Annotated in this window: 23 protein-coding genes; 11 read left to right on the forward strand and 12 right to left on the reverse strand. The window is 39.9% G+C overall.

What is annotated here, in order from left to right; all coding sequences use genetic code 11:
- The first annotated feature begins 144 nt into the window (after window positions 1–144).
- From L3V46_RS13130 to L3V46_RS13140, 3 genes are all read left to right on the forward strand, one after another.
- The gene (locus L3V46_RS13130; protein WP_239045930.1) at window positions 145–2373 is read left to right on the forward strand and encodes a TonB-dependent receptor; all 2229 of its coding nucleotides are present in this window, start codon (window positions 145–147) and stop codon (window positions 2371–2373) included.
- Between the two features lie 137 nt (window positions 2374–2510).
- Window positions 2511–2822 carry a BrnT family toxin gene (locus tag L3V46_RS13135; RefSeq protein ID WP_004820567.1) on the forward strand — a complete coding sequence of 104 codons (312 nt, stop codon included), beginning with the start codon at window positions 2511–2513 and terminating at the stop codon, window positions 2820–2822.
- Window positions 2785–3099, forward strand: coding sequence for a BrnA antitoxin family protein (locus L3V46_RS13140; RefSeq protein WP_004820566.1), 315 nt, complete (start codon window positions 2785–2787; stop codon window positions 3097–3099). Before L3V46_RS13135 ends, L3V46_RS13140 begins: the two co-directional genes overlap by 38 nt.
- A gap of 161 nt (window positions 3100–3260) precedes the next feature.
- Here the strand turns inward: L3V46_RS13140 and L3V46_RS13145 are convergent, their stop codons facing one another.
- The 4 genes from L3V46_RS13145 to L3V46_RS13160 form a co-directional block, all read right to left on the reverse strand.
- Window positions 3261–4439 carry a thiolase family protein gene (locus tag L3V46_RS13145; protein ID WP_151802693.1) on the reverse strand — a complete coding sequence of 393 codons (1179 nt, stop codon included), beginning with the start codon at window positions 4437–4439 and terminating at the stop codon, window positions 3261–3263.
- Between the two features lie 151 nt (window positions 4440–4590).
- The gene (locus L3V46_RS13150) at window positions 4591–5238 is read right to left on the reverse strand and encodes a 3-oxoacid CoA-transferase subunit B (RefSeq protein WP_239045931.1); all 648 of its coding nucleotides are present in this window, start codon (window positions 5236–5238) and stop codon (window positions 4591–4593) included.
- A gap of 2 nt (window positions 5239–5240) precedes the next feature.
- Window positions 5241–5942: a CoA transferase subunit A gene (locus tag L3V46_RS13155; protein WP_239045932.1), complete on the reverse strand. Its 702-nt coding sequence runs from the start codon at window positions 5940–5942 to the stop codon at window positions 5241–5243.
- 147 nt (window positions 5943–6089) lie between these two features.
- Window positions 6090–6971, reverse strand: a complete 882-nt coding sequence (locus tag L3V46_RS13160; protein ID WP_004820562.1) for a LysR family transcriptional regulator — start codon at window positions 6969–6971, stop codon at window positions 6090–6092.
- Between the two features lie 654 nt (window positions 6972–7625).
- On the opposite strand from L3V46_RS13160, the gene L3V46_RS13165 reads away from it, so the two are divergent.
- The 3 genes from L3V46_RS13165 to L3V46_RS13175 all read left to right on the forward strand — a co-directional run bounded on the left by L3V46_RS13165 (window position 7626) and on the right by L3V46_RS13175 (window position 11032).
- Window positions 7626–9050, forward strand: a complete 1425-nt coding sequence (locus L3V46_RS13165) for a GntP family permease (RefSeq protein ID WP_004820560.1) — start codon at window positions 7626–7628, stop codon at window positions 9048–9050.
- 33 nt (window positions 9051–9083) lie between these two features.
- Window positions 9084–9869: a 3-hydroxybutyrate dehydrogenase gene (locus L3V46_RS13170; RefSeq protein ID WP_239045933.1), complete on the forward strand. Its 786-nt coding sequence runs from the start codon at window positions 9084–9086 to the stop codon at window positions 9867–9869.
- Between the two features lie 206 nt (window positions 9870–10075).
- Window positions 10076–11032 (forward strand): 3-hydroxyacyl-CoA dehydrogenase NAD-binding domain-containing protein, encoded by a 957-nt coding sequence (locus L3V46_RS13175; RefSeq protein ID WP_234622947.1) that lies wholly within the window; start codon window positions 10076–10078, stop codon window positions 11030–11032.
- 1136 nt (window positions 11033–12168) lie between these two features.
- On the opposite strand, the gene paaG is transcribed toward L3V46_RS13175, so the two are convergent.
- Both paaG and L3V46_RS13185 read right to left on the reverse strand, forming a co-directional pair.
- On the reverse strand, window positions 12169–12957 hold the full coding sequence (gene paaG / locus L3V46_RS13180) for a 2-(1,2-epoxy-1,2-dihydrophenyl)acetyl-CoA isomerase PaaG (RefSeq protein WP_034614890.1): 789 nt from the start codon (window positions 12955–12957) through the stop codon (window positions 12169–12171).
- A gap of 41 nt (window positions 12958–12998) precedes the next feature.
- On the reverse strand, window positions 12999–14801 hold the full coding sequence (locus L3V46_RS13185) for an acyl-CoA dehydrogenase C-terminal domain-containing protein (protein ID WP_239045934.1): 1803 nt from the start codon (window positions 14799–14801) through the stop codon (window positions 12999–13001).
- A 329-nt stretch (window positions 14802–15130) separates the two neighbouring features.
- Between L3V46_RS13185 and L3V46_RS13190 the strand changes: the two genes are divergently transcribed.
- Window positions 15131–15565 carry a PaaI family thioesterase gene (locus L3V46_RS13190; protein WP_004820541.1) on the forward strand — a complete coding sequence of 145 codons (435 nt, stop codon included), beginning with the start codon at window positions 15131–15133 and terminating at the stop codon, window positions 15563–15565.
- Window positions 15566–15590: 25 nt separating this feature from the next.
- Here the strand turns inward: L3V46_RS13190 and L3V46_RS13195 are convergent, their stop codons facing one another.
- The 6 genes from L3V46_RS13195 to L3V46_RS13220 are packed head-to-tail and all read right to left on the reverse strand — an operon-like array spanning window position 15591 to window position 22052.
- Window positions 15591–16799 carry an MFS transporter gene (locus tag L3V46_RS13195; RefSeq protein ID WP_239045935.1) on the reverse strand — a complete coding sequence of 403 codons (1209 nt, stop codon included), beginning with the start codon at window positions 16797–16799 and terminating at the stop codon, window positions 15591–15593.
- Between the two features lie 18 nt (window positions 16800–16817).
- Window positions 16818–18134 (reverse strand): outer membrane trimeric porin-like protein DcaP, encoded by a 1317-nt coding sequence (gene dcaP / locus L3V46_RS13200; protein ID WP_239045936.1) that lies wholly within the window; start codon window positions 18132–18134, stop codon window positions 16818–16820.
- Window positions 18135–18175: 41 nt separating this feature from the next.
- The gene (locus L3V46_RS13205; RefSeq protein ID WP_004820535.1) at window positions 18176–18829 is read right to left on the reverse strand and encodes a 3-oxoacid CoA-transferase subunit B; all 654 of its coding nucleotides are present in this window, start codon (window positions 18827–18829) and stop codon (window positions 18176–18178) included.
- Window positions 18829–19497 (reverse strand): 3-oxoacid CoA-transferase subunit A, encoded by a 669-nt coding sequence (locus L3V46_RS13210; RefSeq protein ID WP_004721455.1) that lies wholly within the window; start codon window positions 19495–19497, stop codon window positions 18829–18831. The genes L3V46_RS13205 and L3V46_RS13210 overlap by 1 nt, the downstream gene beginning before the upstream one ends.
- A gap of 47 nt (window positions 19498–19544) precedes the next feature.
- A complete protein-coding gene (locus tag L3V46_RS13215) occupies window positions 19545–20840 on the reverse strand; it encodes an MFS transporter (RefSeq protein ID WP_016539715.1) in 1296 nt (431 codons plus the stop codon).
- A gap of 57 nt (window positions 20841–20897) precedes the next feature.
- A complete protein-coding gene (locus L3V46_RS13220; RefSeq protein ID WP_004721459.1) occupies window positions 20898–22052 on the reverse strand; it encodes an acyl-CoA dehydrogenase family protein in 1155 nt (384 codons plus the stop codon).
- 312 nt (window positions 22053–22364) lie between these two features.
- Between L3V46_RS13220 and L3V46_RS13225 the strand changes: the two genes are divergently transcribed.
- From L3V46_RS13225 to L3V46_RS13240, 4 genes are all read left to right on the forward strand, one after another.
- Entirely contained in the window at window positions 22365–23153 is a 789-nt protein-coding gene (locus L3V46_RS13225) for an enoyl-CoA hydratase (protein WP_239045937.1), read from the forward strand.
- 29 nt (window positions 23154–23182) lie between these two features.
- Window positions 23183–23944, forward strand: a complete 762-nt coding sequence (locus L3V46_RS13230; RefSeq protein ID WP_004721461.1) for an SDR family oxidoreductase — start codon at window positions 23183–23185, stop codon at window positions 23942–23944.
- 88 nt (window positions 23945–24032) lie between these two features.
- Window positions 24033–25556 carry a 3-hydroxyacyl-CoA dehydrogenase gene (locus tag L3V46_RS13235; RefSeq protein WP_239045938.1) on the forward strand — a complete coding sequence of 508 codons (1524 nt, stop codon included), beginning with the start codon at window positions 24033–24035 and terminating at the stop codon, window positions 25554–25556.
- 14 nt (window positions 25557–25570) lie between these two features.
- Window positions 25571–26776 (forward strand): 3-oxoadipyl-CoA thiolase, encoded by a 1206-nt coding sequence (locus tag L3V46_RS13240; RefSeq protein ID WP_056512953.1) that lies wholly within the window; start codon window positions 25571–25573, stop codon window positions 26774–26776.
- Window positions 26777–26860: the final 84 nt, after the last annotated feature.

Below are 26860 nucleotides of genomic sequence, written 5' to 3' on the forward strand. Positions count from 1 at the left end.
GTGTATCAGCTATTCCACTCAATTAAATTTAAGCTGAATATAAATGTTTTATTGTTTGTTTATTTGTTACTGTGAATTACAATCATTCTCAATTATACTTTCGTCAATTTAAAGCAATCTCAGGGTGAGATAAAAGGAAGCAAGATGAAAAGCAACAAAATTTTTAATAAGAAGTCTGATGTAAAAAAAATCATTCCACTTATATCAATTGGTGGGTTCATCTTTTTATCGCAATCCTCTTTTGCTATTTCACCCACAGAAGCTACAGATACAGAGAACAAAGCTGCAGTGCTTCCGACCATTACTGTCAGCGCATCACGCTCAGATGAATTCTCCTCTTCTGCAAAACAAGTGACCAAATTAGATGAAAAACAAATTGAATTTCAAAAAAATGCGTCTTCTGGAAATATCGCCACTGTTTTAGCCAAAGTTGTGCCTGGCTTATCTGATTCAAGTCGTACAATTACCGATTATGGGCAAACTTTACGCGGACGTAATGCCTTGATCTTGGTTGACGGCGTACCCATGAATTTGACACGTGATACATCAAGAGGTCTTTCATCAATCGACCCTCAAAGTATTACAGGTATAGAAGTCATTCGTGGCAGTAATGCGATTTATGGAAGTGGTGCTGCTGGCGGAACGATTTCAATCACCACCAAAGCGGCGGGCGGTGAACCGACTGCAAAAACTGTGATTGGGCTACAAAGCGCTTTGACCAATTTTCGTACAGATGCTTTAAGTGGAGATATTCATCAATATTTTTCTGGAAGCTTAAATAACTTTGACTATGCATTTGATTTTGGCTATCAACGTATTGGTAGTCCATACGATGCCCGAGGCGATCGTGTTGCACCAGAACCAAGTCAAGGTGATTTATTTGATGCGGATGCATATAGCGTAGGCGGTAAACTTGGCTATCACATTGATGATAACCAATATCTACAATTTGCAGCAAATTACTATAACGCTGAACAAGACTCTGACTATGCCTCTGACCCAAGTGTAGCAAAACTTCCTGCAGGTAGCGTACCTGCGAAAGCAATCAAAGGACTTAAATTAAAAGACCAGAATAAAAATGAAAATCAAATCTACAATTTGACCTATAACAATAAAGATTTATTTGGCAGCAAAGTTGACGCGCAAATCTATTACCGAGACTTTTTTACTCGCTTCTCGCCATTTGATGCCCGTCAAGTCAGTACCCGTGGTGGAAAAATCGATCAGGTTTATCAAAACAATAATGTTCTTGGCAGTCGCCTAACCGTAAACACTCCACTAGAATTTTTAGGTGATACGTCAATTGTTTGGGGTGGCGATTTTAGCCGTGAAAAAAGCGAAATGCCTCTAGACACGTTTGATCCTACAATTTATGACCAATCTGGTGGTTTAGAATTTGTTAAAAATGGAAAACTGATCTATTTACCTGAATTAACCACACAAAGTATCGGCGGTTTTGCGCAATTAAAACATAATTTTAATGAACAATGGTCTGCTGAAGTTGGTACACGTTATGAAGACAGTTATGCAAAAATTGATAGCTTTGTTCCACTATCACAACTAGGTAAACCAAATCCTTATACTGTTAAGGGGGGTAAAGTGACGGCCGATGCATGGTTATATAATGCCAATATCACCTTTAAGCCAACAGAGCAGCACTCGATTTACGCATCTTTTAATCAAGGTTTTCAATTGCCCGATGTAGGGGTGGTGATCCGTAATGCAACAGCAGGATTTAACTTAGCATCATCATTCCTTGAACCGGTTAAGGTGGATAATTACGAGCTCGGTTGGAATGGTCATTTTAATAATTTTAGCTCAAGCTTAGCGGTGTTTCAGTCAACGTCAGATCTGGGTGGTGTTCAATCCTTTAACAATGGCTTGATACTGACGCGTACCAAAGAAAAAGTGACTGGTGTAGAAGCGACTCTTGATTATCTTGATGATGCAAAAGTATGGGGAACTGGAGGAAGTGTTACATGGATGAAAGGCCGTGAAACCCCACAGAACACCAATACAGAACAAGACATGACGGGTTATCGTATCCCACCTTTAAAAGTAACAGGATACATTTCTTATAGCCCAACAGACACATGGACAAATCGTTTACAAGCGACATATTTTGGTTCAGAAGATTATCGCTTAAACGGTGTCAACAGTTTTGGACGTTATGATGTTAAATCATATACAACTGCAGATTTAATCAGTAGTTTTGCCCTCAACAAAAAAGATACCGTTACGATTGGCTTAGAGAATATGTTTAACCGTAAATACTATCCTTTATACAGCCAACTTCTCCGTAACAATAATAACACCAGCCATCTGCTTGCATCAGGTGCAACATTGAAAGTGACTTATAGTCATAAATGGTAAGATTTGATAATAAAGCCTTATAGAGATCTATAAGGCTTTGTTGTTTTTTTATATTGTCTAGTCAAGAAATTGGCTGAATTTTGCATTTTTTACATTTTTGTATTAACATTTTTATACTAACAAAAAGCGATGCAGTGATGGAAATTGAATTTTCATGGGATGAGCATAAAGCAGAAATAAACTTAAAAAAGCATGGTGTAACTTTTGAAGACGCAGTACTGGTTTTCTATGATGCTTATGCCTTATACCATCAAGATCGCTTTGAAAATGGTGAATATCGCTGGCAAGCGATAGGTTTGGTATATGGGCAGGCTGTTTTACTGGTTGCCCATACTGTAAAGGATCATGATGGGATTGATCATATCCGTATCATTTCGGCACGTCAGGCAGAGAAAAAAGAGAGGAAACAGTATGAGCAAAACCGTTACTTACAAAGTGGATTTGAATAATCCACCTACCTTGTCAGATGAACAAAAAGCAAGGTTTGAAACTTTGGCTGAACGTCCAGACAGCAAGATAGATTTTTCAGATATTCCTCAACTTGATGAAAAATTTTGGAAAAATGCTGTGCAAAACCCCTTTTACAAGCCCACCAAGCAAGTGACTACTGTCCGTATTGATTCAGATGTTATGCAATGGCTAAAATCTCAAGGCAAGGGCTATCAGACCCGTATGAACAAAATTCTTCGAGATGCTATGCTTCAAGAATTAAAGAACAATCCTTGAAAATGCAAACGAGATTTTATTTTTAAACGATTCCAATAAAATCAAAATACAACCTAAACTCACATGACAAAGAACAGCAAAAAGCCGGCAGTATTGAAACGACCGGCTTTTTTAATTTTGAATCACAAACTATTTAGCTATTTATTACGATAAACAATAAATTACGCGCTTAATTCAACTGCAAGTGCTGTAGCTTCACCACCACCAATACAAAGTGTTGCGATCCCTTTGGTTTTACCTAAACGTTTTAAAGCATGGATCAAGGTCACAATGATTCGTGAACCTGATGAACCCAGTGGATGACCAAGTGCACAAGCGCCACCATTAATATTGACTTTTTCAGGATCAAGTTTAAATGCATCAATTGCAGCCATAGTGACCATGGCAAAAGCTTCGTTAATTTCCCAAAGATCAACATCGTCTACAGACCAACCGAGATTTTTCAGTAATTTTTCAATTGCGCCCACGGGTGCAATGGTAAATTCTTCAGGATGTTGGGAATTGGTTGTATAGCCTTTGATTTCAGCCAACACAGTCAAACCACGCTTTTGCGCTTCTGACGCCGACGTGATCAGTAGTGCAGATGCACCATCACTGATTGAACTAGAGTTTGCAGCAGTAATCGTACCGTCTTTAGCAAATGCAGGTTTTAAGCTTGGGATTTTATCAATCTTGGCATTTTCAGGATTTTCGTCCACATCTACAGTGATCTCACCCTGACGTAACGCCACTTTAACAGGCGTGATTTCGTCTTTAAAATAACCTTCTGCAATCGCTTTTTTTGCACGTGTCAGTGAGCGAATTGCAAACTCATCCATTTGCTCACGGCTATAGCCCTTTTTATCCGCCATTTCCTGTGCAAAACTTCCCATTGCACGCCCCGTACCCGCATCTTCCAAACCATCAAGGAACATATGATCAATCACTTGACCATGCCCCATCCGATAACCTGAACGTGCTTTAGGTAATAAATACGGTGCATTGGTCATAGACTCCATACCACCGACGACAATAATTTTGGCACTTCCTGCTTTAATGGCATCGCTGGCTTGCATTGCAGCTTTCATCCCAGAACCACAGACTTTATTGATTGTGGTTGCGCCAACATGATCTGGTAAACCCGCTTTTCGCATCGCTTGACGTGCTGGACCTTGTTTTAAACCCGCAGGTAATACACAGCCCATGATTACTTCATCAATATCAGCAACAGGTACATTGGCTTGTTCAACAACTTTTTCAATGACGACTGCACCCAAATCTGGTGCAGATAAGCTTGCAAAACTGCCTTGAAAACTTCCCATTGCAGTACGACGAGCAGCGACGATGACAATCTTTTCCATTCGAGTTCACCTTGTATTTTAGATGCGTATACTTTTGAAGCGGGTATTTTTGAAAATAGCATATCCATTGATAACATGTCTAAGCCGCCAAAGCGACTTAGCATTTAAACTTGGCTGGTTAAATTATAATTTTAAGCTTGCTTTGTCACAATCAAGCCACAGCGAGATTTGAGGTGATCAGTTCTACCCCTGTTGCCGCCTGAATTTGTTCTAAGCTTACATCTTTAGCCAATTCAATCAACTCAACACCTTGGGGAGTAATATCCATCACTCCTAGATCCGTAATTATACGGTTTACGACCAGTCTACCCGTAAGCGGTAATGAACATTCAGCGACGATTTTAGGACTACCATCTTTAGCACAGTGTTCCATCAACACCACGACTTTTTGTACCCCAGCAACCAAATCCATTGCACCGCCCATGCCTTTTACTTTTTTCCCTGGGATCATCCAGTTGGCTAAATCTCCCTTTTCGGAAACTTCCATCGATCCTAAAATGGCAATATTGACCTTACCACCACGAATCATGGCAAAAGATTCAGCACTAGAGAAAAACGCAGCACCCTTACGTGCAGTTACAGTTTGTTTACCCGCATTAATTAAATCTGCATCGACAGTAGCTTGTGTTGGAAATTCATCAATTCCCAATAAGCCATTTTCAGATTGAAGCCAGACATTAATATTCTCAGGAATATAGTTGGCAACCAAGGTGGGTAAGCCAATGCCTAGATTGACATAAAAGCCATCTTCAAGCTCTTGCGCTGCACGTTCAGCCATTTCATTACGCGTCCAAGCCATGATTAAATCTCCGTCTTCAATGTCAATTGTTCAATTCGTTTTTCAGGCTGCGCATTTAAAACAATACGACTTACATAAATGCCTGGTAAATGAATTGAATCTGGATCTAACTCACCAATTTCAACAATTTCTTCAACTTCGACAATGGTCAATTTGCCAGCCATTGCACACTCTGGGTTAAAGTTTCGTGCAGTCTTACGAAAAATTAAGTTACCAGCTTTATCTGCCTTATAGGCTTTTACCAAAGCAATATCTGCAACCAATGCTTGTTCGAGTATGTAATCTTTACCATCAAATTCGCGAACTTCTTTGCCTTCGGCAATCAATGTCCCTACACCTGTTTGGGTAAAGAAAGCTGGAATGCCTGCACCACCTGCACGTAACTTTTCAGCCAAGGTGCCTTGAGGTGTCAACTCAACTTCAAGCTCACCATTTAAATATTGACGTTCAAATTCTTTGTTTTCACCGACATAGGATGAAATCATTTTTTTAATTTGTTTGGTTTGTAAAAGCTTGCCTAGACCAAAATCGTCTACACCTGCATTATTAGAAATACAAGTTAGACCCGTTACGCCAATTTCTTTTAAGGCATCAATCAATGCTTCTGGAATACCACATAATCCAAAACCACCCACTGCTAAAGTCTGGTTGTTTGCAACCACATCAGCCAAAGCTTCATGTGCATTCGCGACAACTTTGTTCATCGTTTTAACTCTATGTCCTTTAGAATTATTATTATTAACATCGAGCAAATTATTTTAGAAATTGATTCTTTCAAATGTCTAATGAGTAAAACTCATTAATCTGATCTCATCCTGAAACAGTGGGCTTTATGATGAGGTGATAATCTCTTAAAACTGATGTGCCAATATCGTTTCAATAAATTGCGAAGAAATATTAGAAAGTTCAAAATCTTTTTTATAAATGATCCCAACTGAAAGATTGACATTGCCCTCTTCAATTTCAACCAAGACGTTATTTTCTTTATCGATATAATTTTGAAAATGACGTGGAATCGCACTGACCCCCATACCAAAAGCCACAAAATGCGACAATGAACTAATCTGATGACACTCAAGTTTTAAATCTAAGATCATATTATTTTGTGAACATTTCTCTTCCACCACGTGTCGAATGATCGAAGGTTTCTGTAAAGTGATAAAAGGATAAGCATACAGCTCACGCCATGTCACACTTTTACGCTGCGCCAACTGATGATCTTTGGGAAGTAGTGCTAAAAAATCTTCATTGAAAAATGGCTTAAATATTAATTGATCATTGTGTTGCGGTTCAAAGCAAATCCCAATTTCAAAAATGCCCTCTTGGACTTTTTCAATAATTTTTTCATTGGGAATATCATGGATTGAAAAATTGATATTGGGATGATTCTTATTAAATTCATGCAGTACAGCAGGTAAAACAGCATGTGTCGCGAAAGGCATCGAGGCAATATTCAATGTGCCACGATGTAATTTAAAACGCTGTTTAACATCTCTTTCCATGTCTTCCCAATTTGCCAAAAGTTTTTTAGCAAATGGAATCAACGAATTTCCCTCAGCGGTAAGATCCACACGGCGGGTATTGCGCTTAAACAGCTTGCCACCCAACTCATCCTCTAAACTTTTGATACTTAAGCTTAAAGCAGATTGACTTAGGCAAAGTTCATTGGCAGCATTGGCATAATTCAATGTCCGAGCAAGAACTAAAAAAGCTTTTAACTGTTTGAGTGTCATACGGCAACCTAACTGATTTATAGCGCTATAATACGCTAAACCAAGCGAGTTTTGATCCTAAAATGAGTCATTTGAGCTATCGATTTGCTTATAGAATTAGATATCAATCCATGCTAGCTGATCTCGCTTTTGCTCAGATTGATGTCTTAATGAAAGTTTTTAATTTGTGTGATCTGTAAAAAATATGTCTATGCATTTAAATCAAAGCAAAATCGATATAAGACGTATTTCAAGCAACATACTTGTCAATAAAACCACTGCTGTAAATAAAAATTAAAATGCTCAACATATACTCATTCATCTGCATCTCCAATTTGGCTTTTTTCTTTTGCTTATCTATGACCTATTGCGCAAAAATCTTATGAAACTTATTTCTATTCATTAGTTTTCCATATTGACTCATAAATATTTTCAAACAATGCCTCGAATAATTTGGATTATAGTTTTATCCATCATTTGGAAATGGATATTCCAATTTATAAGTCTGGACGATTTATAAAAGCTAAATTTATTGATCAATATTAATTTCTCTAGATATCCATTTTTATTGGTTTCACTCACTAATGCATTTTTATGATTGAGATAGCCTTGTCGTGATTTGAAATAAAAACAAGGTGGGTTTTGACATATATTCTTTAAGGACGGAGTAAAAATATGTGGGAACTGGGTATAATTTTACTTTCTCTTGGCTTGTTGATGTACACAGCCTACAGAGGGTTTTCTGTAATTCTCATGGCACCGATTTGTGCCTTATTGGCCGTCTTGCTGATTAACCCTGCCAACGTTTTACCATTTTATTCTGGTGTGTTTATGCCAAAAATGGTGGGCTTTATTAAAGATTATTTCTTGGTGTTTTTGCTGGGTGCGATTTTTGGTAAAGTTGTTGAAATGTCTGGTATTGCTGAATCCATTGCCAAAACGATTGTTAAATTAATTGGCTCTAAAAATGCAATGCTTACCGTTGTTCTGCTAGGGGCAATTTTAACCTATAGCGGCGTCAGTTTATTTGTCGTGGTTTTTGCAGTCTATCCTTTTGCAAACCAATTATTTAGACAAGCAAATATCCCTAAACGTTTGATTCCTGGCACGATTGCACTGGGTGCTTTCTCCTTTACCATGGATGCCTTACCGGGTACGCCTCAGATTCAAAACGTTATTCCAACTACATTTTTTGGAACCAATATTTATGCAGCGCCATTTTTAGGGATTATCGGTGCAATCTTTGTTTTAGGTGTTGGTTTAACTTATCTGGAATGGCGTCGTCGTGTTGCTGCTCGCAATGGAGATGGCTTTGCATCTGGTATTACTTTAACAGAAGCCGAACTTCAACAATTCGAAAATCAATCTCAGCAACAAGATAATGGTTCTGGTCTACGTCAATTCATGGCATTTGTTCCCTTAATTTTAGTTGCAGTGATGAATAAATATTTATCTACAGCAATTAAAACATGGTATCCAAATGGCTTTGATTTTAATGCACTCGGACTGGCAAACTACACTGTCGATGTCGCAAAAACGTCAGCGATTTGGGCAGTTGGTTTGGCTTTAATCGTTGGGATTGTCACTGCGATTATGTTCGATTATCGTCGTGTTTCAACCAGCTTTAAAGAAGGTGTAAATGCAAGTATAGGTGGTTCTCTACTCGCTGTGATGAACACTGCATCTGAGTATGGTTTTGGTGCAATCATTGCCGCTTTACCGGGTTTTGCTGTAATCAGTCATGCTTTGGGGCATACATTTACCAATCCATTGGTCAATGGTGCAGTCACCACAACCGTTTTGGCAGGGATTACAGGTTCAGCATCTGGCGGTATGAGTATTGCCCTCAGTGCCATGGCTGACCAATACAATACAGCTATTGCTGCAATGGGCATTCCTGCTGAAGTCATGCATCGTATTGTTGCAATGGCATCTGGCGGTATGGATACCTTACCGCATAACGGTGCCGTAATTACCCTACTTGCTGTCACTGGACTTACACATAAACAATCTTATAAAGACATTTTTGCCATTACCATCATTAAAACAGTTGCAGTATTTGTCGCAATTGCTGCATTTACATGGTTTGGTATCGTCTAAGTTTATCTTCAAAATGAACACAGGGAGTCAATAATGAGTCAACTTCTCAAAGATAAAGTTGCATTTATCACAGGTTCAGCAAGTGGTATTGGACTTGAAATTGCCAAAAAATTTGCCCTTGAAGGTGCAAAAGTGGTGATTTCGGATATGAATGCGGACAAATGTAATGAAGCAGTTTTAGCCTTAACAACTGATGGATTTGAAGCCTTATCTGCACCTTGTGATGTTTCAGATGAAGAGGCTTATGCTGCTGCTATTGGTCTAGCACATAGCACCTTTGGTCGTTTGGATATTTTGATCAATAATGCTGGTTTTCAGCATGTTGCTGCCATCGAAGAGTTTCCAACTGCCATTTATCAAAAACTACTAAATGTCATGCTGGTGGGTTCTTTTATTGGAATTAAACATGCATTTCCAATCATGAAGGCACAAAACTATGGCCGTATTATCAATATGGCTTCGATCAATGGTTTAATCGGCTTTGCTGGAAAAGCGGGTTATAACAGTGCCAAACATGGGGTGATTGGTTTAACTAAAGTTGCAGCGTTAGAATCTGCTCGTGATGGAATCACGGTCAATGCATTATGCCCAGGTTATGTCGACACACCTTTGGTACGTGGTCAAATTAAAGATTTAGCCAAAACCCGTAATGTCAGCGAAACAAGTGCACTTGAAGATGTCATTTTAGCCATGGTGCCACAAAAGCGCTTACTCAATGTTGAAGAAATTGCAGATTATGCCGTTTTCTTGGCGAGTGAAAAAGCAGCGGGCGTGACGGGTCAGGCAGTGGTTATGGATGGTGGTTATACCGCTCAATAATACAGTTGATGATTGCAATGATCATGAATTTATCTCTATGTAAATCATTCGATAAAGCTTACTAAACATTCATTTGTAGGGGAGATTCTCCCCTACTGTTTTTTAGTTTTTCTATCTTTAGTTTTTATCAAAGTGAAAGGCTCACTTTGTCATGTGTCATAACGAGACAATCCAACGTTCTCAGGTTATTCAAGGAAAATGAATATATGAAACCCATAAATAAAGTTGCCATTATTGGTACTGGTGTTATTGGTGCAAGTTGGGCAGCATTCTATTTAAGTAAAGGATTTCAGGTGAGTGCTTTTGATCCCGCAGCTGATGCAGAATTAAATTTAAAAAATAGAGTTCAGACCTATTTACTTGATTTGTTCGAATTGGCTGAAGAGCAAACCACCTCTTCTAATCATTATGTTTCAGACACTTTAAAAAATCTTACTTTTTATCAAAATCTAGCAGATGCGGTAAAAGATGCCGATTTTATTCAAGAAAATGGTCCTGAGCGAATTGATCTAAAAAAAGACTTATATGCACAGCTCACTCAAAACTGCCCCAAAGATAGCATTATCGCCTCAAGTTCATCTGGCTTAAAAATCTCAGATATTCAACATGATTGTCTATATCCTGAAAGAATCGTACTGGGTCATCCTTTTAATCCGCCACACTTATTACCTTTGGTTGAGATTATTGGTGGAGAAAAAACCCAAGCAAACTATATCCATGATGCTTTTGAATTTTATAGATTATTGGGGAAAAAACCGATTTTAATTCAGAAAGAAGTCAAAGGCCATGTCGCCAATCGTTTACAATCTGCAATTTGGAGAGAAGCGTTTTATCTGGTTTCTGAAGGTGTATGTAGCGCAGAAGATATTGATATCGCCATCACCAATGGCCCCGGATTACGCTGGGCAATATTTGGACCTTATTTAAATATGCAGTTGGCCAATCAACACGGATTTAAAGCCGCTATGCATCATTTAGGTGAACCGATGTCTGAATGGTGGGCTGATATGCACCCTTATACCTTGTCTGAAGAAAAAATTGAGATGCTGAATGAAGAAACTCAGCAGTTTGTTAAAAAACTAGGCGATAAGAATCTTCAATTACTTCGTGATCAGGCATTACTGCGATCTTTAAAGATGCGTAAAGAATTAGATTTGCCTTAATGGGATTTTACAAAAGTGAGCTTCATTAATTCTCCAGAATTTTCATCTGGAGAATTTAGTCTTCAAAAATTTAGCCAAGGGAATCAGGATCATTGCCTTCCCCGCCCCAGATTCCACTGATAGATCAAAGCACATTGAGCAACAATTTTAGACTGAAGGTTGTTGCTTATTTTTGAATTACATCAAAAATGCCCATTAGCTTTTAGATTGTTCGAAAATTCGAATAGACATGCCAAGTTTCATATCATTATTGTTCTACTAAAAACAGCTATCGTTGTCTTATCCGCTACTTTAATCATTAAGTCGCCCAAATAAGGGAAGTATTATGCTCAACAATAAAATAAAGTTAAAACAAATGTGGTAAAGCAACTTCGATATGATGAATGAAAATATAAATAATCTCTAATTCAAATGGTGACCCAATATGCGAACTTTCTATACGATTCTCATCGGTATAATGCTACTCCTTGTAATTCTTTTTATAAGTCGAATATTACGTGGTCGCTTTAATCCAACATTATTTTTTATTCTGTTCATCTTGATGTGGTTTGTAGCAATGAGCTGGAATATGTATATGGGCATACAAGCAGGATATGCAGTTAAAGAAGAATTCTTAATATTTTTACTTAATTTTGGTATTCCTTCTCTTCTCGCAACTTACGTCATATATAAAAATAAAAGCTCTATTTAGCTTGCTAAGGTTAAAAACCATCATGTAAACAACGATCAAAACTAGGGTCTGTTGACATTTCATAAATAGCTTGCGTTGTAGGTTAAAATTGAGCAGGCAAGGCATGAAATGAAGAGAATAGCGAGACTATTTTCAAGTTTCATAACGCAGGCTGAGATAACTTTAACCACAACCCTGAGCAAGAACAAAGCACTACTTTGTTTGCAGCGCAAGGCGCAGCGGGGGGACTAGCGTGTTTTTGTCGCTTCGTCGTTACCTTGCGAAACAGTGTTTCTCATCATTTAGAATGACTAAATTTCGTATTTCTCGCCTAAAAAACACACGTAGTCGCAAGCATAGACGAATTGTAAACAGACCCTCTTATTACTTATTATAAAGCACTCTCTAAAGAGAGTGCTTTTTGAGTTAATTTTTACTGGTTAAACATGATTAGGTATAGATTCAATCAAGTAAAATTAGCTTTCCTTTTTTCGATAAAGGCCGCAACACCCTCTTTATAATTGTCTGATTGTCCAGCAATACGCTGTAACTCTCGTTCCAACTGTAACTGTTCAGCCAAAGTATTTTGCGAGGCAGTATTTAAGGCTTTTTTAATTAGCGAAATCGAACTGCTTGGTTGCTCTGCCAAACGTTCTGCCAATTCAATTACGCCCTGATCAAAAGCATCATCTTCATAGACCTCCCAAATAAGCCCCCAATTCAAGGCTTTCTGGGCAGATAACTTATCCCCGAACATGGTCAAACCTTTGGCTCGGGCTAGCCCCACCAGATGTGGCAAATTCCACGTCCCACCTGCATCTGGGATTAAACCGACTTTGCAAAAAGATTGTATAAACGTAGCAGATTGCTTGGCCACAACAATATCGCAAGCCAAAGCCAAGTTCGCCCCTGCACCAGCCGCTACGCCATTGACCGCAGCCACAACAGGTTTAGCCATATTGGAAATTTTAACGACTAACGGATTATAAAATTTTTCTAAGGCAGCACCTGCATCATAATCAGCTGCGCTTATCACCACTTTATTTCTGGCTCTTAAATCCTGACCCGCACAGAAGCCCTTGCCTGAACCAGAGATTACAATGGCTTTAATCTCAGTAGAAACCGCCCACAGGTCTAAAATTGCAGCAATTTCACGATGCATTTGCTCATTAAAACTATTCAGCACCTCTGGACGATTTAAGGTTAAATAGCCCACCCGATTTTCCTGACGAATCAAAATATGTTGAAAATCCATTTATTTTTTACTCATTTAAATAAAAAACATCCTGACCCGGCTTAAAAAGCAAAGTCATCTTGTTCTAATTCCATTACCGCTTCAGCACCTGATGCAATAGCAGCCGCATGACTTTGGGTCCGGTGTAATAATTTTTGAAAGAAAAATTTCGCTGTGGTTAATTTAGCCTGATAAAATTTTTCGTCCTGCGTTGCTTGGCTTAACTTTTCATCTGCTACTTGCGCCATACGTGCCCAAAGATAAGCAAACACGACATAGCTAGAGAAATACAGATAATCAACTGAAACAGCGCCAATTTCTTCTGGGTTTTGCTGTGCTTTTTGGGCAACACTGTCTGTGATTGATAACCACTGTTGCTTGAGCTCCGTCAGTTTTTCCAGATAAGCTGCCAATACAGCGTTTGATTGGTTGGCTGCAATAAACTGTTCTATTAAATCAGTCATATTTTTTAATAGTTTGCCATCCGACTTGAGCACCTTACGTGCCAGCAAATCTAAAGACTGAATCTCTGTGGTTCCCTCATACAAGGTTGAGATACGGGCATCACGAACAATTTGCTCCATGCCATGTTCAACAATAAATCCATGCCCACCAAAAATTTGTACGCCGTGTTTTGCAGCTTCATTGCCTGATTCAGTTAAAAAAGCTTTGGCAATCGGGGTTAAAAATGCCAACAATTCATCTGAGATTTTCTGTTGTTCAGGATCATTGGATGTTTCAACAATATCAACATGCTGAGCCAGAAAATACGCCAATGCGCGACCACCTTCAGAAAAGGCTTTTTGCGTCATTAACATCGAACGCACAGCTGGATGCACAATAATCGGATCAGCATTTTTATCTGGGTATTTTGCACCTGATAAAGCGCGCATCGCCAAACGTTCTTTGGCATAACTCAATGCACCTTGAAATGAAATCTCCGAAGCCGCCAACCCTTGTACAGCTGTTCCAATACGTGCTGTGTTCATAAAGGTAAACATACAATTTAACCCACGATTTTCAGGGCCAATTAAATAGCCCTTGGCCCCATCAAAATTTAAAACACAGGTTGCATTGCCATGAATCCCCATCTTGTGTTCAATCGCACTACAGATAACATTATTTCGATCTTGACAATCACCTGCATCATCGAGGTTAAATTTAGGTACGATAAACAGTGAAATCCCTTTGGTCCCCGCTGGTGCTTGTGGTAGTCGGGCTAAAACAATATGAATAATATTTTCTGAAAGGTCATGTTCCCCAGCAGAAATGAAGATTTTCTCGCCCGTAATTGCATAACTTCCATCTGGGTTTGGTTCGGCCTTGGTGCGGATCAAACCTAAATCTGAACCTGCATGTGACTCAGTTAGACACATTGTCCCTGTCCACACGCCACTAATCAGTTTGCTTAAAAATTGTTGCTTCTGTTCTGCTGTGCCATGATGTTCAATGGTGCGCATTGCGCCATGCGATAAACCTGGATACATTGCCCAAGCCCAGTTAGAACCACACAGCATTTCTGAAATTGCAATACGCAATAATGTGGGTAAACCTTGACCGCCATATTCAGGATCCGCCGTCAGTGAGGTAAAACCCAATTCAGTATATTTATGATAAGCCTGTTTAAATCCCGCTGGGGTTGTAACAACACCCTGATTTAAATGACAACCTTCCTGATCACCATTTTGATTGATGGGTGCAAGCTCATTTTCACAAAAGTCTGCTGCGGCATCTAAATATTGATTGATCAATTCACGACTGACCGTTTCCTGATATTTGGGTAATTTTTGGTAGTTTTCTTCTGTTTGCAGCATTTCATGCAATACAAATTGCATATCACGCAGTGGTGCTTTGTATAAAGGCATAGTGTTTCCCTTTCAGTTCTTCTGCCGATGATGCAGATAGAGATGATTTCCCTTAGATGACAATTTTATTTTACGATTGCTTAAAAATATCAAATAAATTTCTTATTGCAAAATTTATTTTCATTTTTATTAGATAAATTTATTCAAAAATACCGTCAAAAACATGACAAACCGACACAACAAGCTGTATTTGAACAATAATATTTAAATAAATCAAAATTCAAGCATAATATTTGATTAAAAAATAATTTTGTATAGCAAAATATTATTTCGTAAAATTAAATTTTATAGTATGGTTATTAGATCGCTTAACACTCCAAGGATGATTTATGGATAACCCTCAATACACAGGTCTTGAATTCTTAACTGCTTTAAAAAATGGTGAAATTTCAGCGTCGCCCATGGCGCAAACCATTCCTATGCAGTTAATCGAAGTTTCTAAAGGCAAAGCGACGTATAAGGTTACGCCAAGTCAAGCGCATCGAAATATACAAGGAACAATCCATGGCGGTTTTTGTGCGACTGCTTTAGATACTGCAACGGGAAGTGCAGCACATACCTTGCTGGAACATGGCGTGGGTTATGGCACGATTGATCTCAATGTGAAAATGATTCGCCCAATGCAGATCGATACCGCCTACTACGCGCAAGCTGAACTGATTAATGCTGGACGTAATATCATTACCACAGAAGGTAAAATTGTGGATGAAAATGGCAAAATTTATGCGTTTGCGACGGCAACACTGATGATCATACGAAAATAATAAAAAGACTAAGCCCTTTTACGGCTTAGTCTTTTATCACTGTTTTCTTCATGGCATAAAAATCTATTCGATCAATTATAAAACTTAGAATTGCCATGGCTAAACCCACAGCCACACAGACACTCCATCCCCAATGTTTCCACGTGTAGACCGCAACCAAAGAACCCAGCGCAGCACCACCAAAATACAGTGTCATATAAATAGAATTAATTCGAGAACGTGCTTGTGCTGAAATTCGATAGACCAGATTTTGGTTAAGTACATGAAAGGCCGATAAACCAAAATAAGCCAAAATCACACCTCCTGCATAAGCCAGCAAAGACTGTTGGGCAAAAAACAGTGGAATCCATGCAAGTACCAATAACCACATACAAATCAGTGCAACTTTATTTTCCAATCCTTTGGCAATTTGTTTTCCCGCCCAAGGGGTTGCAAAAACACCCGCCAAACCAACTATGCCAAATAAACCAATTTGGAAATCATTGAAATGATAAGGCGCATTGGCAAGAATAAAAGTCATGGTGGTAAAGATCAACGCCAATATACCGAAGCCGATCCCACCTGCCAGACCACGGCGAATTAAATGTGGCTGATCAACGGCCAATGTAAACAATGAACGATAAATTTGCAGCACTGTTAATTGATGAGATTTTCGAGCAACGGGTAATTTAAGCCACATCACTACTGCAAAAGCTAAAATCACCATACCACTGAGTAAATACACCGCATGCCATGACCAAACGGTCGAAAGTAAGCCTGCGATTGATCTGGCCAAGAGAATGCCTAAAAACAAGCCACTCATCAGTGTTCCGACAATTTGCGGGCTTTTTTGAGGGCTCGCCAAACCAGCAGCAAATGGCACCAAGACTTGTGTCGTAATCGAAAAGAAGGTGGCTAAAAAGGTAAAACCATACAATACAGGCAAACTTTGACTTAAAGAAAGCCCGATCTGGGCAAAACCTGTGCAGCACATCAATAGACAAATATAGCTACGCTTTTCAAAAAAATCACCGAGCGGCACCAAGATAAACAGACCAACTGCATAAGAGAGTTGGCCGATCACAATTGTTAAAGCGACTTTTTCTGCATTGACCTGTAAGGCTTCTGCAATAGAATAAATCAAAGGCTGGTTATAATAGTTCGAACCCGCACAAATCCCACATGCCATTGCCATGATGAAAATAAAGCTTTTTGACAAGATATGCGTTGTGTCAGGTTGAACTATTTTTTCCATTGCGCAGCTCACCTTATTTTAGAATTTGTACATCGACACAAAGTTAATGCGAGAGACATCTGCTGTTCTTCCATCAAACACTTCACGCTTACCTTGATGATATTCCATACCAATATCAATTTGCTCAGCAGGTGAATAAAACAGATTGGCAGCATAATCCGTTAAACGCTTGTTTGCGTCAGGATTGAGTTTTGCATAGGCTGAATCATCATCAAAATCAAAAATCGATGCAGATAAATTTGCACGCCATTGCGGATTAAATTTATATGAATACCCAATATTTAAGCTATTGAGTTTATTCATCTCTAAATCTGTTTTTTGCGCATTTAACGAAAAATCACCTGCCGCATTTAAACTTGTTGCATTTATCAGGCCAGTTTGTGTGGTATATGGCATGAATTTTTGATCACCCACAATATATTGATAATTCGCCTGTACAGATTGCGCTGGGCTTAGTTGGTATTTTAAACCAGCACCCGCGCCCCAACTGACCTTTTTAACCGTATCTTTCGCAACATCTACTGATTTTTCATTGACAAAACCTTGAGCCAAAGCCGTTAAGGCACCTTCTTTTACAGTATATCGACCTGTCAATGTCGGGAATGCTGAAACCCGTGATCCAGTGTATTCCAATGCAACTTTTAAATCACTCTTGCTATTTATCTTCCAGTCATAGCGTACTTGAGGTGTACGGGTATAAGAGGTTCCCATAAACTGAGTATAATCAACGGACTCTGTGCGTGTTTCCATATTGGACATCAAAGACCATGTTTGACCGAAAGTCCAATCTTTATAAGTAAAGAAAGCATGACGAATACGGAATTTACCATCGCCTGTACCCATGTTGGCACTGTCAAAGAAATCGGCTTCAATATTTCCTGTTACAGCCTTATCTGGACTGTTGAAATACACCCCGATTCGACTGGCATTGATCATGGCATCTGAGCGGGCATGATCGGAACGCTTGTCACTTTCAAACGGAGTCCGGTTTAAGCTATTGGTGGTTCTTCCTCCCGAATCTGGTGAGGACTTAAAATCAACTGCAGCATCAAGTCGGGCAATTCCATAGACTTTAACATTGTCTGTCCAAGTCACCCACGAAGGTGCAATTGGTTTCGCGGTTTCAAGTGCTTTATTTTTTTCTACATTTTCTTCAATTTTTGCTTGTTTGACCTGCAAATTATTTTGTGACAGCTTTTGAGCTTCAAGTTCTGCTTTGAGTTTTTGCAGCTCTGTCTCTAACAGATTAATCCGTTGTTCTGCTGTCACTGGTGAATTTGCAAAAATAGTCCCTGAAGCCACAGCGCAAGCTGTAGCTAAAATTAATTTTTTCATCTTTTAATCCTTAAAGAAGCTTTTTTTCCTACGCTTATAAACTAAGCGTCTCGTGCATCTATCAACGGGCAGCCCGTTACTGCCTGTAATTCATCAAAACTTAGTCCCGAAACCATTTCAGTGACATAGGCTTTGTGATCTTTTAATTCAATAATGCATAAATCGGTATAAATACGATCTACACACTGCTCCCCTGTAATGGGATAACTCAGTACATCGACAATTTTAGCTTCACCCTTTTTGGTGACATGCTCCATATAGACATAAATTGACTTGGCTCCCACCGCTAAATCCATTGCACCACCTACAGCGGGGACATCATCAGCTTTGCCAGTATGCCAATTGGCTAAATCGCCATTCACTGCGACCTGAAAAGCACCAATCACGCAGATATCCAGATGCCCACCACGCATAATGTCAAATGAATCTCCGTGATGCATAAAGCAACCACCATCCAGTAAAGTCACTAACTCCTTTCCAGCATTGACCAAGTCCTCATCTTCTTCACCTGCTTTGGGTGGTGGGCCAAAGGCCAAAACCCCATTTTCTGAGTGTAGAAAGATTTCTTTGTCTTGAGGTAAATACTTCGCAACGTTGGTGGGTAAACCAATACCTAAATTGACATAAGCTCCTTCGGGAATATCCTGAGCAATCAACTGAGCGATATCTTCACGAGAACGTTTTTGAACTGACATTAGATATCTCCTACTTTGACAACATGCTGTACAAAAATCCCAGGTGTGATAATGCACTCAGGATCAAGGCTTCCTAGATCTACCGTATGATTCACTTGAACAATGGTTGTTTTTGCCGCTTTTGCCATAATCGGACCAAAGTTCCGTGCTGCCTTACGATAGGTCAAATTCCCCCAACGATCGGCTTGATCGGCATAAATCAAAGCAAAGTCAGCTTCAAGCGGATACTCAAGTACATAGTTTCGACCGTTAATGGTTCTGGTTTCTTTGCCTTCTGCGACTTTTGTGCCATAGCCTGTCGGTGTAAATATTGCACCTAGACCTGCACCTGCCGCTTGAATACGACAGGCTAAGTTGCCCTGTGGAACCAGTTCTAACTCAATCTTTCCTGCACGATATAAGTCTTGAAATACGGTCGAACCCGCTGACTTTGGAAATGAACTGATCATTTTTCTGACACAACCTGCAATGATCAGCTTGGTCAAACCACGATCACCAGAGGCAGCATTGTTATTGACAATGGTCAGCTCTTTTTTACCTAAATCGATTAAGGCTTCAATCAGTTCCGCAGGCTGACCTGTCACACCAAAACCACTGGTCATGATGGTTGCGCCATCAGGAATTGCCTTTAAAATCGGTTCAATGTCACTGGTGATTTTATTTATCATTTCGCTTGTCCCTTTTCATCCTTAAATTGACGTGACAGGTCAAATTGTCACTCTGCCTTTTGCGGGTTAAATAGTCGGTCTTTAATAAATAACAGTGGAATTACACCGCATATAAAGTACGCTCCAGCCATCACCAACAGTCCTAAACCAATCGAACCATGTTGTGATAAATAACCGATGGTTAATGGAGAGAAAATTGAAAGTACTTTACCGATGTTATATGCACCGCCAACCGCCGAGCCTCGAATTGAGGTTGGAAAACTTTCAGTCATATACGTGGCATTGATTGCATACGGTATGCCGTATAGAAAACCAAAGAACAACATGAGCCATAAAATATTGGCAGGCGTGTTAAGGTAAACAATCACGGGAATAAATAAAGCTGTGCCAATTGTGCCGAATGCAAATACAGCGCGACGACCCAATTTATCCGCAATAATCCCAGCAATAATTTTGGCAAACATCATGATTAAGAAAGTGCCGACCATATACATCGCCATTTCTTTAAACTTGATTCCTAGATCAGATTCCAAATAAGCCGGCAGCCAGTTACTCACCCCGTAATAACCAAATTGCAAAGCACCGGTACTCAAAATCCACAACACAAACATGGTGCCATGTTTCTTATCTTTCAAAATTTCCCAATACGGATTCTGACGTTTAACAGGCTGTGCATTTTGTGGCGTTGCAATGACTTTTAATTGGCGTGCTTTTTTCCATGACTCAGGCTCAGGTACGATAAAATGCATCAGTACTGATAAAATAATCGGGGTAATTGCAAGCCAATACAGGAAACGCCAGCCATGTTCAGGAATAATATGACCTGCCAATAAAGTCGCAAGTAAAGACCCCAAGGTATAGCCCGTCATCAGTGTTGCCAACACTGTAGAACGATGTTTGGTCGGTACCATTTCAGACATTAAAATATTACAGGCAATATAAAGTGCGCCTAAGCCCATTGCACCGACTGTTCTTAAAATCGCAAATTGCATATATGAATGGGTAAAACCCAATGCACAGGTCAGAACAGAAGAAAAAGCAATAAAGAATACAATCACGCGCACTCGGCCAAAGCGATCACAAGCCCATCCACCAACTAAACCACCCACGGCGGAACCTAACAGTGTCAAACTGCCCAAAGTTCCTGCTTGTACACCGCTCAGATGAAACTCAGCCTTTAAACTGGTCAAACTTAACGCTAAAAAGCCTAAATCTGCGCCATCACAAAGCAAAGTAAAAAATGCAAAGATAAAGGCCGTAATCCAAATCTTTTTGGGTGTCTGAATCACCTCTCCAGCACCATTATTACCGCTATTATTTTGTGTAACTGTTTCCGTTGTCATGTCCATATCCTCAGAAGGAATATGAGGCATCCCCTGCCTCATGGCATCTAATTGTTATTAGGCTGTAGCGTCCCTAATCATGTTTTTTGCGATAATCAATTGTTGAACTTGCGTGGTTCCTTCATATAAACGGAACAAACGCACATCACGATAAAAACGTTCAATGGCATATTCACTGATATAGCCAGCACCACCGTGAATTTGTACGCAACGATCTGCGACCCGACCACACATTTCAGTGGCAAACATTTTTGAACAAGATGCTTCTGTACTAATGTTTTCGCCATTATCACGACGACGCGCAGCATCGAGCACCATACATTTTGCCGCGTAAATCTCAGCTTTTGAGTCTGCAAGCATGGCTTGGATCAATTGAAAATTAGCAATCGGCTGACCAAATTGTTTGCGCTCAATGGCATAGTGAAGTGCGTCATTTAACATCCGTTCAGCCACACCGACGCTATATGCACCAATATGTAAACGACCTTTATCTAAAACCTTCATGGCTGTTTTAAAACCAATACCTTCAATCCCACCAATCAGTGCTGATGCTGGAACGCGGCAGTTTTCAAAAATCACATCACAAGTATGAGAACCCTTTTGTCCCATCTTCTGATCGATTTTCCCCAAACTAATCCCAGGCGTATTGGCTTCAACTAAAAATGCAGAAATACCACTTGCACCTTTAATATCAGGATTGGTCCGTGCCATCACGGTAAAAGTAGCAGCATGTGGTGCATTGGTAATAAAGCGTTTAGTGCCGTTTAAAACGTAAAAATCACCATCTTTGACCGCACTGGTTTTTAAAGAGGCGGCATCTGAACCAGCCTCAGGTTCGGTTAAGCAAAATGAACCAATAATTTCACCGCTGGCATAACGAGGAAGATATTTTTGTTTTTGCTCTTCTGTGCCATCAATCAAAATCGCACTTGAACCAATACCATTGTTGGTACCAATCAGTGAACGGAATGCCGGAGAAGTTTGTCCAAGTTCAAATGCAACATTCACCTCCTCTTCCATGGTAATTCCCAATCCACCATATTCTTCTGGAATGGTTAACCCAAACAAACCCAACTCACGCATTTGTTGCACGATATCCTCAGGAATTTTGTCCTGCTCGGCAACCTCATGCTCACGTGGAATCAATTCATTTTTTACAAAGTCACGAATTGTTGTGAGCAACTGTTGCAACATTCCTTCATCACGGATCATCTATGATCTCCCTTCTTTTGTAGCTTCATTGCACCCATCAGCTATTCCAGCTGGGTAATGGATACCCTGTTTTAAATCTTGTTTACTGCGAATGTGTTTCATAGTACGAGATTGAAAACACAAATTTCAAGCTTTTTTGAAAATTAATTTCATTAAGCGAAATTTTATACTCTACCAATATTAAATATCAATCACTTATAAAAATATGCTGACGATAAAGTGCCGAGAGGAATAAAAAATACTTGAAATAAATTTCAAAACACGCATTATTAAAGAAACATAGTTTTGATCTGCGAAACAAGGAATCAAAAAATGAGTGAAATAACAGGGAACAGTTTCATTGAAGTTGACTATTCTGTTCAGAAAGTAGCGATCGTGAAGATTAATCGTCCAGAGGCTAAAAATGCCTTAAATACACAGGTACGTCAGCAACTGGCTCAAGTGTTTACTGAGTTAAGTTTTAATGACCAGATCAATGCCATTGTGCTCACAGGTGGTGAAGAAGTTTTTGCCGCAGGGGCAGACTTAAAAGAAATGGCAAGCGCGACCTCCACAGAAATGTTGCTACGTCATACAGAACGTTATTGGAATGCAATTGCGCAATGTCCTAAACCCGTGATTGCTGCTGTAAATGGTTATGCACTGGGTGGTGGTTGTGAACTTGCCATGCATAGCGACATTATTATTGCGGGTAAAGGGGCAACTTTTGGTCAACCTGAAATTAAAGTCGGTTTAATGCCTGGCGCTGGTGGAACCCAACGTCTCTTTCGTGCAGTGGGTAAATTCCACGCGATGCGTATGATCATGACAGGTGTAATGGTCAAAGCAGAAGAAGCATATAGCATTGGACTGGTTTCCCAAGTTACTGAAGATGACCAGACTATCTCAACCGCTATTCAAATGGCGAAAAATCTGGCAAAAATGCCACCGATTGCCTTACAACAAATCAAAGAAGTTGCATTAATGAGCGAAGATGTTCCATTAAATGCAGGTTTGGCATTGGAGCGTAAATCATTTCAATTGTTGTTTTCGACCGAAGATAAAAATGAAGGCATTCAAGCGTTTATTGAAAAGCGTAAACCATCATATCAAGGCAAATAAGTTTAATCGATAACAACAATGGAATAGAAATGGCTAGAAAAGTATTGATTAGTGCAGGCGGTTCAGGAATTGGACGATGTATTGCAGAAGCATTCTTAGCGCATCACGATGAAGTTTTCGTTTGTGATATCAATGCAGAAAGCTTAGCGCAATTCCAAAAGGCCTATCCTGCACTACATATTTATGCATGTGATTTATCTAACCATGATGAAATCAAATCTATGTTTAGTGATGCCATCAGCAAACTGGGGCATATTGATGTTCTGGTCAATAATACAGGGATTTCTGGCCCAACCATTGCAGCAGAAGAACTGAGTTTTGCCGATTGGAGTGCGGTATTAAACCTTAATTTAAATAGTACCTTTGCTATCACCCAACTCGCCATCCCCTTTTTAAAACAGTCGGAAGCAGGTGTCATTATCAATATGTCATCGATCGCTGGACGTTTGGGCTATCCATATCGTTTGGCTTACGCGACCTCTAAATGGGGATTAATTGGTTTTACCAAAACATTGTCGATGGAACTTGGTGCAGACAATATTCGAGTCAATGCCATACTTCCAGGTGCAGTGGATGGGGAACGAGTTCAACGGGTGTTACAAGCGCGTGCAGATGTCGCGCAAACATCCTTGGATGCCGTTACGCAAAATGCACTTAAAAATCAATCGCTCAAATATTTTGTCAATCCAAAGCATATTGCCGATTTGTGTATATTTTTAGCCTCGGAAAGCGGTTGCTCTATTTCTGGACAAATTTTACCGATTGATGGTGATAAACAATGTCTGAGTTAACCCACCAGACTGTACTGGTTTCTTTCGTTTCTATTTTTTCCATCTCTAATTTTTCGTTTAATCTGGATCAGTTATCAGGATGATCGACATGACTTATGATATTCAAAGCATGGCTGTAATTGGTGTTGGTATTATGGGCAGCGGTATTGCTCAAATTGCTGCACAATCAGGTCATACCACTTATTTATATGACACCAAAGAAGGTGCTGCGCTACAGGCCAAAGAAAAGCTGGCAGCAACATTTCAAAAGCTGGTCGATAAAAATAAAATCAGCGCTGAACAGGCGGAAAATGCCAACAAACATTTGATCGTTGCCGCGCAACTTGAAGATTTAAAAGCCTGTGACTTGATTGTGGAAGCGATTGTTGAGCGTTTAGATATCAAACAAGCGTTGATGCAACAACTCGAAGAGATCGTTTCAGACACCACTATTTTAGCCTCAAACACTTCATCGCTTTCAATCACAGCCATTGCAGCAAACTGTAAAAAACCACAACGTGTAGTCGGTTTCCATTTCTTTAATCCGGTACCCCTGATGAAAGTTGTGGAAGTGATCCAAGGATTAAAAACGGATCCACGTATTGTAGATGCATTAAATGAGTTGTCACGTGCATTTGGTCATCGACCTGTTGTTGCCAAAGATACCCCAGGATTTATTATTAATCATGCGGGGCGCGCCTATGGCACCGAAGCGTTAAAAATCTTAAATGAAAACGTCTGTGACATCAGTGAAATTGACCGCATTTTAAGAGATGGTGTTGGTTTTAGAATGGGACCATTCGAACTCATGGATTTAACAGGACTGGATGTATCACATCCTGTAATGGAGTCGATTTATCATCAATACTATGAAGAAGCCCGTTACAAGCCCAATCCATTGACCAAACAAATGCTTGAAGCCAAACAACTTGGGCGTAAAGTCAATCAAGGCTTTTACCACTATGAAACAGGCACAAAAACAGGTGAAAAACCCGCACAGTTTGTTGAGCGTTTAACAGACTATCCAACAGTTTGGATTGCAGCTGATTTTGCTGAAGATAAACAACAACTGGAAGATTATTTAATCCAACAAAATATTGTCTTAGATACAGGTTTAGAACCACTAGCTGAGAGTTTATGTTTACTCGCTTGCTATGGTGAAGATACCACCCAAGCAGCGACACGTTTAAAAGTCAATCCACAACAAGCTGTTGCCATAGATATGCTATACGGCATAAGCAAACATAGAACGTTAATGCCGTCACTGGCGACAAGCACTGAGTATCGTCAAGCAGCCCACTCTATGTTTAATTTAGATGGTGCTATGGTCAGCATGATCGCTGAAAGTATTGGCTTTGTGGCACAACGTGTTTTAGCCATGGTGATTAATTTAGGTTGTGATATTGCACAACAAAATATTGCCAGTGTCGATGATATCAATGCCGCAGTCCGTTTAGGTTTAGGCTATCCCTTTGGCCCTATTGAATGGGGTGATCATATCGGTAGCCAAAAAATCTTACTCATTCTCAATCGTATCTCAACACTGACCTATGACCCACGCTATCGCCCTAGCCCATGGTTACAACGTCGTGTCGCATTAAATTTACCGCTTACTTTTAATTCTGGATTTTGAAAAGGAACTTCTCAATGTTAAATGCCTATATTTATGATGGTTTACGTAGCCCGATTGGTCGTCATGCAGGCGAGCTCGCTTCAGTACGTCCAGATGATTTAGCTGCGGCAGTTTTACAAAAGCTCCTTGAAAAAACTGGGGTTCCGGGCGCAGCGATTGAAGATGTTATTTTAGGCGATACCAACCAAGGTGGTGAAGATAGCCGTAACGTTGCCAGAAATGCCCTATTAATCGCGGGCTTACCTGTGACTGTTCCCGGCCAAACTGTAAACCGTTTATGTGCAAGTGGTTTGGGTGCTGTGATTGACTCTGCACGCGCCATCACCTGTGGCGAAGGCGACTTGTATATTGCGGGTGGTGTAGAAAGCATGTCACGTGCTCCATTTGTGATGGGTAAAGCTGAAACTGCCTATAGCCGTGAGGCCAAAATTTACGACACCACAATTGGCTCACGCTTTCCAAACAAAAAGCTGATAGCGCAATACGGTGGTCACTCAATGCCTGAAACTGGTGACAATGTCGCAGTTGAGTTTGGCATTACCCGTGAACAGGCAGATTTATTTGCTGCCCAATCACAAGCAAAGTATCAAACAGCCAAACAAGACGGCTTTTTTACTGGTGAAATTACCCCAATTGAAGTCTTTCAAGGCAAAAAGTTACCACCAAAACTGGTTTCTGAAGATGAACATCCTCGCCCAAGCTCAACGGTTGAAGCCTTAACCAAATTAAAACCATTATTTGAAGGTGGTGTCGTCACTGCTGGAAATGCGTCGGGTATTAACGATGGTGCTGCTGCACTACTCATCGGTTCCGAAGCAGCGGGACAAAAATATGGCTTAAAGCCAATGGCAAAAATCTTGTCAGCAGCGGCAGCAGGTATTGAACCTCGTATTATGGGTGCTGGCCCAATCGAAGCAATCAAAAAAGCCGTTGCACGTGCAGGGCTAACTTTAGATGATATGGATATCATTGAAATCAATGAAGCTTTTGCTTCACAAGTATTATCTTGCTTAAAAGGTTTAGATGTTGATTTTAATGATCCGCGTGTCAACCCAAATGGTGGTGCAATTGCCATTGGCCACCCACTTGGGGCTTCTGGTGCACGTCTTGCACTGACAGTTTCGCGTGAGCTGATTCGCCGTAATAAGAAATATGCTGTCGTTAGCTTATGCATCGGCGTAGGACAAGGCTTAGCCATGGTGATTGAAAACGTGTCATAACATTGACTGTTTAATCACTAACCGAGTATCCATTCATCACAACAGCGCAGTGATGAATGGATTTATTTTGCAGAGCGAAATATA

The organism is Acinetobacter sp. AG3 (genome assembly GCF_022343575.1).
GTDB classification, from domain to species: domain Bacteria; phylum Pseudomonadota; class Gammaproteobacteria; order Pseudomonadales; family Moraxellaceae; genus Acinetobacter; species Acinetobacter guillouiae.

Excerpts from the sequence above, each read along its gene's own strand:
- dcaP (WP_239045936.1), bottom strand. The coding sequence starts at position 18,134 with ATGAAAAAATTAATTTTAGCTACAGCTTGCGCTGTGGCTTCAGGGACT.
- L3V46_RS13160 (WP_004820562.1), bottom strand. The coding sequence starts at position 6,971 with ATGACACTCAAACAGTTAAAAGCTTTTTTAGTTCTTGCTCGGACATTG.
- L3V46_RS13210 (WP_004721455.1), bottom strand. The coding sequence starts at position 19,497 with ATGATAAATAAAATCACCAGTGACATTGAACCGATTTTAAAGGCAATT.
- L3V46_RS13235 (WP_239045938.1), top strand. The coding sequence starts at position 24,033 with ATGACTTATGATATTCAAAGCATGGCTGTAATTGGTGTTGGTATTATG.
- L3V46_RS13135 (WP_004820567.1), top strand. The coding sequence starts at position 2,511 with ATGGAAATTGAATTTTCATGGGATGAGCATAAAGCAGAAATAAACTTA.
- L3V46_RS13155 (WP_239045932.1), bottom strand. The coding sequence starts at position 5,942 with ATGAACAAAGTTGTCGCGAATGCACATGAAGCTTTGGCTGATGTGGTT.
- L3V46_RS13190 (WP_004820541.1), top strand. The coding sequence starts at position 15,131 with ATGGATAACCCTCAATACACAGGTCTTGAATTCTTAACTGCTTTAAAA.
- L3V46_RS13140 (WP_004820566.1), top strand. The coding sequence starts at position 2,785 with ATGAGCAAAACCGTTACTTACAAAGTGGATTTGAATAATCCACCTACC.
- L3V46_RS13195 (WP_239045935.1), bottom strand. The coding sequence starts at position 16,799 with ATGGAAAAAATAGTTCAACCTGACACAACGCATATCTTGTCAAAAAGC.
- paaG (WP_034614890.1), bottom strand. The coding sequence starts at position 12,957 with ATGGATTTTCAACATATTTTGATTCGTCAGGAAAATCGGGTGGGCTAT.
- L3V46_RS13165 (WP_004820560.1), top strand. The coding sequence starts at position 7,626 with ATGTGGGAACTGGGTATAATTTTACTTTCTCTTGGCTTGTTGATGTAC.
- L3V46_RS13145 (WP_151802693.1), bottom strand. The coding sequence starts at position 4,439 with ATGGAAAAGATTGTCATCGTCGCTGCTCGTCGTACTGCAATGGGAAGT.
- L3V46_RS13240 (WP_056512953.1), top strand. The coding sequence starts at position 25,571 with ATGTTAAATGCCTATATTTATGATGGTTTACGTAGCCCGATTGGTCGT.
- L3V46_RS13220 (WP_004721459.1), bottom strand. The coding sequence starts at position 22,052 with ATGATCCGTGATGAAGGAATGTTGCAACAGTTGCTCACAACAATTCGT.
- L3V46_RS13130 (WP_239045930.1), top strand. The coding sequence starts at position 145 with ATGAAAAGCAACAAAATTTTTAATAAGAAGTCTGATGTAAAAAAAATC.
- L3V46_RS13175 (WP_234622947.1), top strand. The coding sequence starts at position 10,076 with ATGAAACCCATAAATAAAGTTGCCATTATTGGTACTGGTGTTATTGGT.
- L3V46_RS13230 (WP_004721461.1), top strand. The coding sequence starts at position 23,183 with ATGGCTAGAAAAGTATTGATTAGTGCAGGCGGTTCAGGAATTGGACGA.
- L3V46_RS13150 (WP_239045931.1), bottom strand. The coding sequence starts at position 5,238 with ATGGCTTGGACGCGTAATGAAATGGCTGAACGTGCAGCGCAAGAGCTT.
- L3V46_RS13170 (WP_239045933.1), top strand. The coding sequence starts at position 9,084 with ATGAGTCAACTTCTCAAAGATAAAGTTGCATTTATCACAGGTTCAGCA.
- L3V46_RS13205 (WP_004820535.1), bottom strand. The coding sequence starts at position 18,829 with ATGTCAGTTCAAAAACGTTCTCGTGAAGATATCGCTCAGTTGATTGCT.
- L3V46_RS13215 (WP_016539715.1), bottom strand. The coding sequence starts at position 20,840 with ATGACAACGGAAACAGTTACACAAAATAATAGCGGTAATAATGGTGCT.
- L3V46_RS13185 (WP_239045934.1), bottom strand. The coding sequence starts at position 14,801 with ATGCCTTTATACAAAGCACCACTGCGTGATATGCAATTTGTATTGCAT.
- L3V46_RS13225 (WP_239045937.1), top strand. The coding sequence starts at position 22,365 with ATGAGTGAAATAACAGGGAACAGTTTCATTGAAGTTGACTATTCTGTT.